At 68.3% G+C, this 13,559-nt stretch carries 14 protein-coding genes; 6 read left to right on the forward strand and 8 right to left on the reverse strand.

The features are described from left to right. The first annotated feature begins 187 nt into the window (after positions 1–187). Genes OS124_RS25340 through OS124_RS0119845 form a run of 3 tightly spaced genes read left to right on the forward strand, consistent with a single transcriptional unit; the run spans position 188 to position 3,304 of the window. Positions 188–643 carry a MarR family winged helix-turn-helix transcriptional regulator gene (locus tag OS124_RS25340; protein WP_010141688.1) on the forward strand — a complete coding sequence of 152 codons (456 nt, stop codon included), beginning with the start codon at positions 188–190 and terminating at the stop codon, positions 641–643. Continuing rightward, the gene (locus OS124_RS25345) at positions 636–2,252 is read left to right on the forward strand and encodes an MFS transporter (RefSeq protein ID WP_010141689.1); all 1,617 of its coding nucleotides are present in this window, start codon (positions 636–638) and stop codon (positions 2,250–2,252) included. The genes OS124_RS25340 and OS124_RS25345 overlap by 8 nt, the downstream gene beginning before the upstream one ends. Before the next feature lie 8 nt (positions 2,253–2,260). Beyond that, positions 2,261–3,304: an HlyD family secretion protein gene (locus OS124_RS0119845; protein ID WP_010141691.1), complete on the forward strand. Its 1,044-nt coding sequence runs from the start codon at positions 2,261–2,263 to the stop codon at positions 3,302–3,304. Between the two features lie 257 nt (positions 3,305–3,561). Here the strand turns inward: OS124_RS0119845 and OS124_RS0119850 are convergent, their stop codons facing one another. Continuing rightward, a complete protein-coding gene (locus tag OS124_RS0119850) occupies positions 3,562–3,849 on the reverse strand; it encodes an HU family DNA-binding protein (RefSeq protein WP_010141693.1) in 288 nt (95 codons plus the stop codon). A gap of 143 nt (positions 3,850–3,992) precedes the next feature. Then, complete coding sequence (locus tag OS124_RS0119855) at positions 3,993–5,459, reverse strand: AMP nucleosidase (RefSeq protein ID WP_010141694.1); 1,467 nt, start codon at positions 5,457–5,459, stop codon at positions 3,993–3,995. A 137-nt stretch (positions 5,460–5,596) separates the two neighbouring features. Here OS124_RS0119855 and OS124_RS0119860 point away from each other — a divergent pair, with 137 nt between their 5' ends. Together OS124_RS0119860 and OS124_RS0119865 are read left to right on the forward strand one after the other, a co-directional pair. Continuing rightward, positions 5,597–6,463, forward strand: a complete 867-nt coding sequence (locus OS124_RS0119860) for an SDR family oxidoreductase (protein WP_010141695.1) — start codon at positions 5,597–5,599, stop codon at positions 6,461–6,463. Positions 6,464–6,514: 51 nt separating this feature from the next. Beyond that, a complete protein-coding gene (locus tag OS124_RS0119865; RefSeq protein WP_010141696.1) occupies positions 6,515–7,132 on the forward strand; it encodes an exopolysaccharide biosynthesis protein in 618 nt (205 codons plus the stop codon). Here OS124_RS0119865 and OS124_RS25350 read toward each other — a convergent pair whose 3' ends face one another. Genes OS124_RS25350 through OS124_RS0119885 form a run of 4 tightly spaced genes read right to left on the reverse strand, consistent with a single transcriptional unit; the run spans position 7,133 to position 10,675 of the window. Continuing rightward, complete coding sequence (locus OS124_RS25350; RefSeq protein ID WP_010141697.1) at positions 7,133–7,579, reverse strand: restriction endonuclease; 447 nt, start codon at positions 7,577–7,579, stop codon at positions 7,133–7,135. Positions 7,580–7,602: 23 nt separating this feature from the next. Continuing rightward, the gene (gene dxs, locus OS124_RS0119875) at positions 7,603–9,528 is read right to left on the reverse strand and encodes a 1-deoxy-D-xylulose-5-phosphate synthase (protein WP_010141698.1); all 1,926 of its coding nucleotides are present in this window, start codon (positions 9,526–9,528) and stop codon (positions 7,603–7,605) included. 41 nt (positions 9,529–9,569) lie between these two features. Further along, positions 9,570–10,430 (reverse strand): farnesyl diphosphate synthase, encoded by an 861-nt coding sequence (locus tag OS124_RS0119880; RefSeq protein ID WP_010141699.1) that lies wholly within the window; start codon positions 10,428–10,430, stop codon positions 9,570–9,572. Positions 10,431–10,432: 2 nt separating this feature from the next. Continuing rightward, complete coding sequence (locus OS124_RS0119885) at positions 10,433–10,675, reverse strand: exodeoxyribonuclease VII small subunit (protein ID WP_010141700.1); 243 nt, start codon at positions 10,673–10,675, stop codon at positions 10,433–10,435. Positions 10,676–10,793: 118 nt separating this feature from the next. On the opposite strand from OS124_RS0119885, the gene OS124_RS0119890 reads away from it, so the two are divergent. Then, positions 10,794–11,753 carry a phosphotransferase gene (locus OS124_RS0119890; protein ID WP_010141701.1) on the forward strand — a complete coding sequence of 320 codons (960 nt, stop codon included), beginning with the start codon at positions 10,794–10,796 and terminating at the stop codon, positions 11,751–11,753. A gap of 3 nt (positions 11,754–11,756) precedes the next feature. Here OS124_RS0119890 and OS124_RS0119895 read toward each other — a convergent pair whose 3' ends face one another. Then, positions 11,757–12,683 carry a histone deacetylase family protein gene (locus OS124_RS0119895; RefSeq protein ID WP_010141703.1) on the reverse strand — a complete coding sequence of 309 codons (927 nt, stop codon included), beginning with the start codon at positions 12,681–12,683 and terminating at the stop codon, positions 11,757–11,759. Positions 12,684–12,811: 128 nt separating this feature from the next. Further along, the gene (locus OS124_RS0119900; RefSeq protein ID WP_010141704.1) at positions 12,812–13,525 is read right to left on the reverse strand and encodes a response regulator; all 714 of its coding nucleotides are present in this window, start codon (positions 13,523–13,525) and stop codon (positions 12,812–12,814) included. Between the last annotated feature and the right edge of the window lie 34 nt (positions 13,526–13,559).

Genomic DNA, 13,559 nt, shown 5'->3' on the forward strand with positions numbered 1-13,559 from the left:
ATGCACCGGGCGGCAGGCGGCTATGACCGCCACGCGGAGAGATGCGTTTTATCGCGTGAGGTCAGTGACTTGTAGGAACACCCCCTGACGACAACCCCGGGCGGTCCGGCAAGAAAATACTTGCATGCTCAGCGCATGTATTTATGTGGACCAAAACAATTAGCCTGCTAATCAATTCGGATTCCCCATGTCCCCGGCACCGCATAACATCATCCTGACCAATGCCCGGCTCAGCCGCGCCCTGCGCAAGTGCTACGATGCGCGGGCCCGGGCGCATGGGCTGTCCTTCGCCCGGATGGAGGCGCTGCTGGTGATCCGCAACCAGGAGGGCCTCAGCCAGACCGAGCTGGCCGAACGGCTGATGATCGAGACCCCGACGCTGAACCGTACCCTGGACGGGCTGGTGCGCGACGGCTTCGTCGAACGCCGCCCCGATGATGAAGACAAGCGTATCCGCAGGGTCTGGCTGACCGAAAGCGCCAGCGCCGAGGCCGACAAGCTGACCGACTTCTCGGCCCGGCTGCGCGGCGCCCTGGTCGAGGGCATCCCGGCCGGGGAACTGGACGCCGCAGAGTCGACGCTGGACAAGATCTTCGCCAACCTGCGCCGCCTGTCGGACACCGGAGGACAGGACAATGGCTGACACCACCGCCGCCCAGCCCGCCCAACCGGCCGAGGTCACCCACCCGCCGCTGCGCATCGCCACCTTCCTCTTCGCCGGGGCGCTGATCGCCACCAGCCAGTCGCTGGGACAGGGCTTCCTGCTGGCCAACAGCCAGAACATCGCCGGAGAGATCGGCGCCACCCAGACCCAGGCGATCTGGCTGACCGTCGCCTACATGGCGCCGCGCGCCTCGCTGCCGATCCTGCTGATGAAGATCCGCACCCAGTACGGCCTGCGTCGCTTTGCCGAGGTCGGCATCCTCGCCTATGTCGTCGCCACCCTGCTGGGGTTCTTCATCTCGGACCTGCATTCCGCCATTGCGGTCGAGCTGGTCTCGGGCATCGCCGCCGCCCCCCTGGCCAGCCTGGCCTTCCTCTACATGCTGGAAACCCTGCCGATGAAGCACAAGCTGTCGGTCGGGCTCTGCGGCGCGCTGACCCTGATCATGCTGGGCAGCACCCTGGCGCGGGTGATCTCTCCGCCGCTGTGGGATCTCGGCGGCTGGCAGGCGCTGAAGCTCTTCGACCTTGGCCTGATCCTGCTGGCGCTGCCCTTCATCCTCTACCTGCCGCTGACCCACCAGCCGCGCCAGAAGGTGATCTCGGGCGCAGACCTCGTCTCCTACGCACTGATCGCCGCCGGCTTCGCCGGGATCACCGCCGTCTTCACCTGGGGCGCCGTGGTCTGGTGGACCGACACGCCCTGGATCGGCACGGTGCTGGCGGGCTCGCTTGGTCTGCTGACCCTCGCCGGGGTGATCGAGCTGCAGCGCGAGGCGCCGCTGCTCGACATCCGCTGGCTGGCTTCGCCGCAGATCCTGCACCTGACGGCGGTGCTGCTGCTGTTCCGCATCGTGCTGTCCGAGCAGAGCGCCGGGGCGCCCGGCCTGTTCCAGGCCCTCGGCATGGGCGCCTGGCAGATGCAGGGGCTATTCGCGGTGATCACCCTGGCCAGCATCGCCGGAGGCGTGTTCTGTGCCATGACCATCAGCCCGAAAAGCGTGCCCCTGATCCACGCTCTTGCCCTGGCGCTGGTCCTGGCGGGCGCGCTGATGGACAGCCGCTCGACCGTGCTGACACGGCCCGAACAACTGTACCTCAGCCAGGGCATGATCGCCTTCGCCGGCGCCATCTTCCTGCCCTCGGCCATGGGCGTCGGACTGATGCTGGCGCTGCAGAAGGGCCCGCAGTACCTGCTGAGCTTCGTCATCGTCTTCCTGTCGACGCAAAGCCTTGGCGGGGTCATCGGCTCGGGGCTGTTCCGCAGCTTCATCCGGCTGCGCAGCGCCCATCACGCGGCCGTGCTGAAAGAGCAGCTGCTGGCCGGAGACCCCGGCGTCACCGGACTGATCGCCTCTCTCGCGCAGCGCCTCTCGGCCATGACCACCGACGCCACGGCGATGAAGGCCGGCGCGGTGCAGATGATCGGCACCGAGCTTTCCTCCCAGGCCACGGTGCTGGCCTACAACGACGCCTTCCTGCTGCTCGCGGCGATTGCCGGGGCGGCGCTCACCCTTCTCCTTCTCCACCTGGCCTGGCTGATCCGCAGCCGCGCCAAGGACGCCCAAGCGGCGCCCGCCCAAGCCTGAGGTCCCCCATGTCCCTGCTGAAGAACGCCAAGCACGCCCTCGTCATCCTCGCCCTCGGCTGCGCCGGGCTGGCCTTCGTCCTCTATGCCTGGCAGCTGCCGCCCTTCGACAGCCACACCGCCCGGACCGAGAACGCCTATGTGCGCGGCCGCGTCACCGCCATCGCGCCGCAGCTCTCGGGCCATGTCACCGAGGTGCCGGTGCAGGATTTCCAGACCGTGGCCGCCGGTGACGTGCTGGTGCGCCTCGACGACCGCAAGCTGGTGCAGGCCGTGGCCCAGGCCGAAGCGGCGCTGGACGGCGCCCGCGCCAGCCTGAAGAGCAACGCCCAGTCGATCCGCTCGGCCGAGGCCACGGTCAGCGCGAAAGAGGCCGCCCTGACCTCCGCCGAGGCGCAGCGCGCGACGGCGCAAAGCTCTTGGGACCGCTACGCGCAGCTGAAGGAACATGCGGTGGTCTCGGTCAGCGCCTATGACCAGGCGGACCTCTCGCTACGGCAGGCCCAGGCGGCGGTCGACCAGGCCCGAAGCGCCGTGGCCGTGGCCAAGGAAGGCGTCAAGTCGGCCGAACTGCAGACCAGCGCCCTGCAGGCCCAGGTGGCCTCGGCCGAGGCGGCCCTTGCTCTGGCCCGCATCGACCTGGAAAACACGGTGATCCGCGCCCCCGAGGACGGCACCCTAGGCCAGATCTCGGTCCGGGTCGGCCAGTATGTCACCGCCGGCAGCACGCTGATGTCGGAAGTGGCGCCGGAGACCTGGGTGATCGCCAACCTGCGCGAGACCGAGGTCGGCGGATTGCTGCCGGGCCAGCCGGTCAGCTTCACCGTCGACGCCCTAGGGCACGAGGAATTCCGCGGTCACCTCGAGAGGCTCTCGCCCGCCACGGGATCCGAGTTCTCGGTGCTCGCCGCCTCGAATGCCACCGGCAACTTCACCAAGGTGGCGCAGCGGGTGCCGGTCAGGATCTCGATCGACGCCGGCCAGCCCGACGCGGCAAGGCTGGTCCCCGGCCTCTCGGTGGTGGTCAGGATCGCGCGGACCCCGGCAGGCTGACCGACCAAGGCGAGGGACAGTGACACCGGCCCCCCTTGCCCCCATTCGACGGCTGAAAATACTCCGGGGGGAGGGGCTTCGCAGAAGCGCCGGGGGGCAGAGCCCCAACCCTCGGCCCCCAACCCTCGGCCCTGGGCCCGGGCGCAGCGCGCCGGTCACCGGGGCCCCCGAACCTCCAACCTCTTGAGAAAAAAGAAAAAGGCTGCCCGAGAGCAGCCTTCGATCACTGTTCCTGGCTTAGGCCGGAACGGAACCGATCACGCGTTGACGCTGTCTTTCAGCGCTTTCGCGATGGTCATCTTCACGACCTTGTCGGCTTCCTTCTTGATCTGCTGACCCGTGGCCGGGTTGCGGACCATGCGCTCGGGGCGCTCGCGGCAATAGATCTTGCCGACGCCCGGCAGAGTCACAGCGCCACCTTCGGACACTTCCTTGGTAATGACAGCCACCACGGCATCCAGCGCGGCGGAGGCGGTCTTCTTGTCTTCGCCCATTTCCTCGGCCAGTGCGGCCACGAGCTGGGTCTTCGTCATCGGCTTTGCCATTCAAGGTCTCCTTTTGCTGCCCGATGTCTTGGGCCTCGTGCGCCGCATATAACCGGATGTAGCGGAAAGGCACAATCAATAGAGTAAGTTTTCTTGCCTTTTCTGCCCCCGCGTGACCTTCGGACCATCCGGTCAAATTGCAACTAGAGGAAGGCGGTCTCGTCGAAGCTGCGCAATTTGCGGCTGTGCAGTCTTTCAAGGGGCATTTCGCGCAACGTCTCCATGGCCCGGATGCCGATCATCAGGTGCCGGCTGACCTGGGTGCGATAGAAATCCGTCGCCATGCCGGGCAGTTTCAGCTCTCCGTGCAGCGGTTTGTCGCTGATGCAGAGCAGGGTGCCGTAGGGCACCCGGAAGCGGAAGCCATTGGCGGCGATGGTGGCGCTTTCCATGTCCAGCGCCACGGCGCGGGACTGCGACAGCCGCTGCACCGGGCCACGCTGGTCGCGCAGCTCCCAGTTGCGGTTGTCCAGCGTCGCCACGGTGCCGGTGCGCATGATCCGCTTCAGGTCGTAGCCTTCCAGCTGGGTTTCCTGCTCGACCGCCTCTTCCAGCGCCACCTGGATCTCGGCCAGGGCCGGGATCGGCACCCAGACCGGCAGGTCGTCGTCCAGCACCTTGTCCTCGCGCAGGTAGGCATGGGCGAGGACGAAATCCCCGAGGTTCTGCGAATTGCGCAGACCGGCGCAGTGGCCGACCATGATCCAGGCATGGGGGCGCAGCACCGCGATATGGTCGGTCGCCGTCTTGGCGTTCGAGGGGCCCACGCCGATGTTGACCAGCGTGATGCCACCACCCCCGGGACGCTTCAGGTGATAGCTGGGCATCTGCGGCATCTTGGTCGTGGCCGGGATGTCCTCCAGCGGGCCGGTGATCTCGACATTGCCGGTCGAAACGAAGGAGGTGTAGCCGCTGTCCGGATCCGCCAGCATGCGCCGCGCATAGGCCTCGAACTCGCTGACGTAGAACTGGTAGTTGGTGAACAACACGTGGTTCTGGAAGTGCTCTGGATCGGTCGCGGTGTAATGCGACAGCCGCGCGAGCGAGTAATCCACCCGCTGCGCGGTGAAGGGCGCCAGGGGGCCCGCGCCATCCGGGCCGGGCTGGAACACGCCGTTGACGATGTCGTCATTGGTGGTGGTCAGGTCCGGCACGTCGAAGACATCGCGCAGAATGAAGCTGGCCACGCCTTCCTGAGGGACGGTGATGCCGGCGTTGGCAACGGCAAAATGCACCGGCATCGGGGTGTCCGAGGGGCCGACCTCGACATGGGTGCCGTAGTTCTCGATCAGCTGGCCGATCTGCTGCAGCAGGTAATTTCGGAACAGGTCGGGGCGGGTGATCGTCGCGGCATAGACCCCGGGCATCGACACGTGACCGAAGGACAGGCGCGAGTCGATCTGCGCGAAGCTCTGCGTGGTCAGGCGCACTTCGGGGTAATAGGCGCGGATGCGGCCCTCGGGGCGGCCCTCGGCCATGGCCTTCAGGAACTGCTCGCGCAGGAACTCGGCGGCCTGGTCGTACAGCTCTGCCAGCCGGTCGACAGCGGTCTCGGCGCTGCTCAGGCGGGTGGCGGGGCCGGCTTGCGGGCTCAGGATCTGGTCCGTCATGGATAACTCCTTTACGCCCTTTCTGGGCCGCAACCCGCGCCGGCGCAAGCCCAAGGCGCCGTTCCGCGTCAGCTGTCATCCAGGTGTCATCCCCGCCCCCCTTGCCAGATCGCTGCCGCGGGCGCATCTCTGGGGGCATGAGCAAGCTTCTCCTCTCTTTCGGGCACGGCTATTCCGCCCGCGCCCTGACCCCGCTTCTGCTGTCCGGGGGCTGGCAGGTCCATGGCACCACCCGCTCGGCCGAGAAGACCGCTGCACTGGCCGCAACCGGCGTCACGCCCCACCTGATGCCGGGAGAGGACCTTGCCCCGCTGATCGACAGCGCCACGCACATTCTCATCTCGGCCGGACCGGATGCCGAGGGCGACCCGGTGCTGCGGCTCTTGCGCGACCGCATCGCGGCGAATGCCGGGCGGTTCCAGTGGGTTGGCTACCTTTCGACCACCGGCGTCTATGGCGATCATGGCGGCGGCTGGATCGACGAGGACACCGCCCTGACCCCTTCGACCCGGCGCGGGAAGTGGCGCGTCGCCGCCGAGGCCGAATGGCGCGCGATCCCCGGCCTGCCGCTGCATATCTTCCGCCTTGCGGGCATCTACGGCCCCGGCCGCGGCCCCTTCGCCAAGGTGCGCAACGGCACCGCGCGGCGGATCATCAAGCCGGATCAGGTCTTCTCTCGCATCCATGTCGAGGATATCGCCCAGGTGCTCGCCGCCTCGATCGCCCGGCCCCGGCCCGGCGCGGTCTACAACCTCTGCGACGATGACCCGGCCCCGCCGCAGGATGTCATCGCCCATGCCTGCACCCTGCTCGGCATGCCCCTGCCGCCCGAGGAAGACTTCGCCACGGCCGAGATGACCCCCATGGCGCGCAGCTTCTACGCCGAGAGCAAGCGGGTCAAAAACGACCGCATCAAGGACGAGCTGGGCGTGCGCCTGCGCTACCCCGACTACCGCGCCGGCCTGAAGGCGCTGCTGGAGGCGGAAAGTGATCGCCGCCGGTGAACTTCCCGCGCCCCGGCGCGTTGTGCCCCCATGCAACAGGCGGCCCCTACCATGACAGACGATCCGACCTCCGGCGCAGATGAAACCCTGCGCAGCCTCGGAGACATCCTCGACAAGCTGGACTGCGCGGCAGAGGAAGACCGGGTTTCCATCGGCGACGTGGTGGACGAGGTCGGCACCCGCGCCTTCGCCCCGATCATCCTGGTGCCGGCGCTGATCCTGGTGTCGCCGCTGTCAGGCATCTTCGGCCTGCCGACCATCGGTGCGACCTTCATCTTCCTGATCACCGTGCAGAAACTGCTGGGACGAGAACACGTCTGGCTGCCAAAGATCCTGAAGCGCCGCGAGGTCGCGGGACATCGGTTGAAGAAGGCGATCTCGTGGCTGCGCAAGCCCTGCGGCTGGGTTGACCGACGCACCCACACGCGGCTGACGGCGCTGGTCTCGCGCCCCGCCAACCTGGTGACGCTGCTGGTCATCCTGGCGATCTGCCTGTTGATCCCGGGGCTTGAGCTGCTGCCGATGGTCACCTCGATCTTCGCCACGGCGATCTCGCTGTTCGCCATTGGCCTGCTGACCCGCGACGGGCTGTTCACCCTTCTCGGCTACACACAGGTCGTCCTCAGCGGCGGTCTGGTGATCTGGCTGCTGACGGGCGGGGCGGGCTGATCAGGCGTTGCCGAAGTAATCCTCGTCGACGCCCTTCACGACATAGGTCTGCCGCGAGCGCACGCCGACCCCGTAGCGGATCATCAGCTCGGCCAGCCTGCGCCCGTCGATCAGCACGACCCTTTGCTGCACCCGGTCGAGGAAAGCCGTCGCCTCACGCGAGAAACCTGAGGTCGTGACGAAAACGCCCTTGGTGGCGCTGACACCTATCAGGTTACCGATGAACTCGCGGATCGCCGGGCTGCCCACGGTGTTCTTCGGATCGTATCGCTTGGCCTGGATATAGACCGCGTCCAGCCCGAGGGGATCCTCGTTGACCACCCCGTCGATACCGCCGTCACTGGATTTCCCAAGCCGCTCCGCCATCTGACGCTTGCCGTGTGCCCGCCCGTCGGACAATGCCTCCAGCACCGGCCTCATCAGGGTCTGATAGTCTGGAACGGGCATGGGGTCTCCGGTGCGTTCTGGCGTCAGGCCCTCTTGCCTAGCCGCTCCACGCCCAGCACGTCCAGCACCTTGGCTTCGATGTCCTCGGCGTTCATGCCGGCGGTAGCGTACATGTCCGCCGGGCTGGACTGGTCGATGAAGATATCCGGCAGCACCATCGAGCGGAACTTCAGGCCCTTGTCGAAGACGCCCTCGTCGGCGAGCAGTTGCGCGACATGGCTGCCGAAACCGCCGATGGCGCCCTCCTCGATGGTGATCAGCGCCTCGTGGTCTGCCGCCAGCTTCAGGATCATCTCGCGGTCCAGCGGCTTGGCGAAGCGGGCGTCGGCGACGGTGGGGGTGATGCCGCGGGCCTGAAGCGCCTCGGCGGCGTCAAGCACCTCCTTCAGGCGGGCGCCGAAGGACAACAGGGCGACGCGACCACCCTCGCGGATCATCCGGCCCTTGCCGATTTCCAGCACCTGGCCCTTTTCAGGCATCTCGACGCCGACACCCTCTCCGCGCGGATAGCGGAAGGCGATGGGACCCTCGTCATGGGCAGCAGCGGTGGCGACCATGTGCTTCAGCTCTGCCTCGTCGGCGGCGGCCATGACCACCATGCCGGGCAGGTTGGCCATGAAGGCCACGTCGAAGCTGCCCGCGTGGGTGGCGCCATCGGCGCCGACCAGACCGGCACGGTCGATGGCGAAGCGCACGGGAAGGCGCTGGATCGCCACGTCATGCACCACCTGGTCGTAGCCGCGTTGCAGGAAGGTGGAATAGATCGCGCAGAAGGGCCGCATCCCGCCTGCCGCCAGACCGGCGGCGAAGGTCACGCCATGCTGCTCGGCGATGCCCACGTCGAAGCAGCGCGAGGGGAAGCGCTGATCCATCAGCTGCAGGCCCGTCCCGTCGGGCATGGCAGCAGTGACGGCGCAGATGCGGCTGTCCTCGGCGGCAAGGCGCACCAGTTCCTCGCCGAAGACCGAGGTGTAGCTGGGCGCGTTCGAGGGCGCCTTCTTCTGCTTGCCCGAGGGCACGTCGAACTTGGCCGTGGCATGGCCCCTGTCGCTGGCGGTCTCGGCGGGGGCATAGCCCTTGCCCTTCTTCGTCACCACGTGGATCAGCACCGGCCCCGTGGCGCGCGCCTTGACGGTGCGCAGCACCGGCAGCAGCTGGCCCATGTCGTGCCCGTCCAGCGGGCCGAGGTAGCTGAAGCCCAGCTCTTCGAAGAGCGTACCGCCGACAGCGATGCCCTTCAGCATCTCCTTGGCGCGCTTGGCGCCTTCCTGGAAGGGCGGCGGCAGCAGGGACACCGCGCCCTTGGCGGCCTCCTTGAAGCTGTGGAAGGGATCGCCGGCATAGAGCCGGGACAGGTAGTTCGACAGGGCACCGACGGGCGGCGCGATGGACATCTCGTTGTCGTTCAGGATGACGATCATCCGCTTGCCGAGGTGGCCGGCGTTGTTCATCGCCTCGAAGGCCATGCCGGCGCTCATCGCGCCATCGCCGATCACGGCAATCGCATCGCCCAGCCCCTCGGGCAGCTGCCCGCCGAGGTCGCGCGCCACGGCAAAGCCGAGCGCGGCGGAAATCGAGGTGGAACTATGCGCCGCGCCGAAAGGATCGTAGGGGCTTTCGCTGCGCTTGGTGAAGCCCGACAGACCGCCCTTCTGGCGCAGGGTGCGGATGCGGTCACGGCGCCCGGTCAGGATCTTGTGCGGGTAGCTCTGGTGGCTGACATCCCAGATGATCTTGTCGCGCGGCGCCTCGAAGATCGCATGCAGCGCCACGGTCAGCTCGATCACGCCAAGGCCCGCGCCGAGGTGGCCGCCGGTCTCGGAGACCGCCGAGATCGTCTCGGCGCGCAGCTCGTTCGCGAGGCGCTTCAGCTCGGCATCCGACAGGCCCTTCATGTCCGCGGGGGTCACGACACGGTCAAGCAACGGGGTCTCGGGTCTGGAGGTCATGGCTCTGGCTCTTCGCGGGCTTGGGGCGGATCCGGGGCAGATCAGCTTTGGCGCGAGATAACGAAGCGGGCCGCTTGCCGCAAGTTCTCTGCTGCCTCACCATATGGGGCAAGGGCCTCGCAGGCCAAGGAGACAAGACGTCCCGCCTCGGCCCGTGCGGGTTCCAGCCCCATGAGTGAGACGAAGGTGGCCTTGCCGGCGGCGGCGTCCTTGCCGACCCGCTTGCCGGTCTCGGCCTCGTCGCCCTCGACATCCAGGATGTCGTCGGCGATCTGGAAGGCCAGTCCGAAGGCGGTGGCATAGGCCGACAGCGGTGCCGGATCGGCCCCCGCCATCACCGCGCCCGCCGTGGCGGACCAGTCAAACAGCGCGCCGGTCTTCAGCGCCTGCAACCGGGTGATCTGATCCAGCGTCAGGGGGGTCGCGGCGCTTTCGGCGGCGATGTCCAGCACCTGCCCCAGCACCATGCCGCGCCCGCCAGCCGCGCGCGCCAGCCCCTGCACCAGCGCCAGGCGACGCTCGGCAGGCAGGTCAAGACCCGCGACCAGTTCGAAGGCCACGGCCTGAAGGGCATCGCCGGTCAGCACGGCCATGGCCTCGTCCCACTTCACGTGGACGGTGGGCAGGCCGCGCCGCAGATCGTCGTCATCCATGCAGGGCATGTCGTCATGGACGAGGGAATAGGCATGCAGCGCCTCGATGGCGGCGGCGGCATCCAGCGCTGGCGCCCCGGCCACGCCATGCAGCCGGGCGCTTTCCAGCACCAGGAAGGCACGCAGCCGCTTGCCGCCAGAGCAGGCATAGCGCATGGCAGCGCCCAGTTCGCCCTCGTGATCGGCCAGCACCCTGTCGAGATGCGCGGTGACGGCTTCTGCCGCCCCGGCCAGCGCATGCTGGAACAAGGTCAGAGCCCCTCGACCGGCTTCAGCCCGGCGGGGTTGCCCTCGCCGTCCAGGGTGATCGCGGCGACCTTTTCCTCGGCCTCGGCCAGCTTCTTCTCACAGTGCTTCTTCAGCTCGGCGCCGCGCTCGTAGAGCTTGATCGAGGCCTCCAGCTCGACGTCGCCGCGTTCAAGCTGGCCGACGACACCCTCAAGCTCCTTCATGGCGGCTTCGAAGGACATTTCCGGGATCGGGGTATCGGACATCTGGGGCTCCTTGCGGCGGATAGGGGCGTTTGGCGGCACCATAGCCGCGCGCGCGGGGTGGTTCAATTGAGCTTCTGGCGCGTTGACCTTCCACGGCGGAGGGGCGCAACATGGCACCATGAACGCGCTGCTGGAAAACGCCGCCGAAAGGCACCCGGAAGAGGCCGAGGCCGCCGCCGCGCGGCTGGCCGCGTTGTTGCCCCGGGGCACAGAGGTGGCCGAAATCCTGCGGCTGGTGCCCGGTCGGCGCGCGGTCTTTGCCGGGCAGTGGCAGGGGGTGGAGGCGGTCTTTCACCTCGACATCGCCGGACAGGAGGATTTCGCCGTCGCCCATGCGGAACAGTCCCGGGTGCATGGCTACATGGCGACGGGGGCCTATCGCGTCCCCGCCCCGCTGGCGCTGCTGGCCGGGGGTCGCGTCGCCGTGGTCGCGCGGATCGAGGGGGTGCCGCTGTTGCAGGCGCTCTGGCAGGCCGAGGCGGAGGCGCGCCCGGCGATGCAGGCGACCGGCGCGGGCTGGCTCGCCGCCCATGCCGCGCCGACGCTGGAAGACAGCCCGGTGAACCGGGGCCCCTGGCGCAAATGGGCCGACGAGGGGCTGGCGCAGCAGCCGCATGACAGGCTGAAGGCGGTCGAGGCCCGGGTGGCGCAGAAGTTCCATGCCCTGTCGCGGCAGATGCGCGGGCAGCAGAGCTGGCGCACCGCGCTTGGCCATGGCGATTTCCACCCCGGCAACCTGATGCGCGATGGCGCGGGGGTGACCTGGGGCATCGACCTCGGCGCCTCGACCCGAGCGCCGCTGTGCCGCGACATCGCACGGTTTCTCGTCCATGCGGCGCGGCGCGACATGTGGCCCTCGGGGCGGCGGTGCTTCGGCGTGGACGCGGGCGGGCTGGCCGATTTCGCCAGCGCCCTCTCGCTGACGGATCAGGAGCTTGCCACCGACCTGCCCTTCTTCATCTGCCACGAGGTCCTGTCGCGGGTCGAACACCCGAAGATGCCCGGCCGCCGCATCCGCCTGGCGCAAGAGATGACCGAGGCGCTGTTCGAGGACATGCGCGACCTGCTGCGCGACTAGCGCCTAGGCCGCGGCGGCGATCAGCCCGTCGACATGTACCGCCGCCGCCTCGGCCAGGGCCTCCAGGTTGTAGCCCCCTTCGAGGCACGAAACGAGCCGCCCGCCGCAGACCTCACCCGCCAGCGCCGCGACCTGATCGGTCAGCCAGCGGAAATCCTGCGTCTCAAGCGAGATCGAGGCCAGCGGATCGTCCCGGTGCGCGTCAAATCCCGAGGACAGCAGGATCAGCTCGGGCGCGAAGCTCCGGATCTTCGGCAGCACCTGCTGGGTGACGATCATCCGGTAGACCTCACCATCCGTCCCGGCCGAGAGGGGAATGTTACGGATGGTGTCATGCGGCCCGAATTCGTCCCGGTTGCCGGTGCCCGGGTAGAGCGGCTGCTGGTGGGTCGAGATGAACAGGATGCGCGGATCGGACTGCACGAGGTCCTGCGTGCCGTTGCCGTGGTGCACGTCGGGATCGAAGATCGCCACGCGCTGCAGGCCGCGCCGTTCCAGCGCGTGCTTGGCGGCAAGGGCGACATTGCCGAACAGGCAAAAGCCCATGGGGCTTTCCGTCTCGGCGTGATGGCCCGGCGGGCGGGTGGCGACGAAGGCGTTGTCGGCGCGCCCGTCCAGCACCGCATCCACCGCGGCAATCGCCCCGCCGGCAGAGCGCAGCGCGGCGCGGTAGGAACCGGGCGACATCCAGGTGTCGGGATCCATCTGCACCTGCCCCTCGGCGGGCTCGGCCCCGCGCACGCGGTCGATGTAGCCCTGCGGATGACAGAGCAACAGGTCGGCCTCTTCCGCCAGGGGCGCCTCGTGACGGTCCAGCGCCTTGCCCTCCAGCGCCGAGAGCACGCGGGACAGCCGCGCGACCTGTTCGGGGTGGCCCTCGGGGGTCAGGTGGTTCAGGCAGTCGGGATGGGTAAAGAGCGCAGTGGTCATGGGGCCTTCCTGTCAGACGTCGGCGCGGCGGAGGTCCCCTCCGGCCGGCATGTGTGCGGCAAGCTGATGCGAGACGGGGGCGCCCGTCAATCCGGCAAAGGCAGATCCTGCGCGCGCCGGGGCGGCGGTCAGTCCGGAGCCAGCATGTAGCCCGCGCCGCGGATGGTCTGCAGGTAGCGCGGCTGCTTCGGATCGGCCTCTATCTTGCGGCGCAGCCGGGTGATCTGCACGTCGACGGCCCGTTCCTGCGCGCCGGGCTGGTCGCCGCTGGCGCCGCGGCCCAGTTCCTCGACAAGCTGCTGGCGCGACAGGGGTTCGCCGGGGTGGGCCGAGAAGATCCGCATCAGCTGCACCTCTGTTGCCGTCAGCCGCACGGGGGTATCGCCCGACCACAGCTCTCCGCGGTCGATGTCGTAGCGCACCGCGCCGAGATGCAGCACCTTGGGCAGGTTGCGCGCGGCGGGCATGTCGGGCACCCGGCGCAGAATGGCATTGATCCGCAGCGACAGCTCGCGCGGCTCGAAGGGCTTGATCAGGTAGTCGTCCGCCCCGGCCTCGAAACCGCGAATGCGGTCCTCTGTCTCGCCCCGGGCGGTCAGCAGCAGGATCGGCGTGCGGATCTCTCCGCGCAGGCGTTCGGTCAGGGTGATCCCGTCCTCGCCCGGCATCATCACGTCCAGCACGATCAGGTCGAACTCCAGCCCCGCCAGCAGGCGGCGCGCATGGGCCGCATCGCGCGCCGTCGAGACAAGGAACCCCTGCCGCTTGAGGAAGCGGGCCAGCAGATCGCGGATCCGCTCGTCATCGTCGACGATCAGCAGATGCGGATCCGGGTCGCTCATGGGGTGCCCTCGCGCAGGGCGGCGTGGGACTTGC

The organism is Oceanicola sp. S124 (assembly GCF_000220565.1).
In the GTDB taxonomy this organism is placed as follows: Bacteria; Pseudomonadota; Alphaproteobacteria; order Rhodobacterales; family Rhodobacteraceae; genus Pseudooceanicola.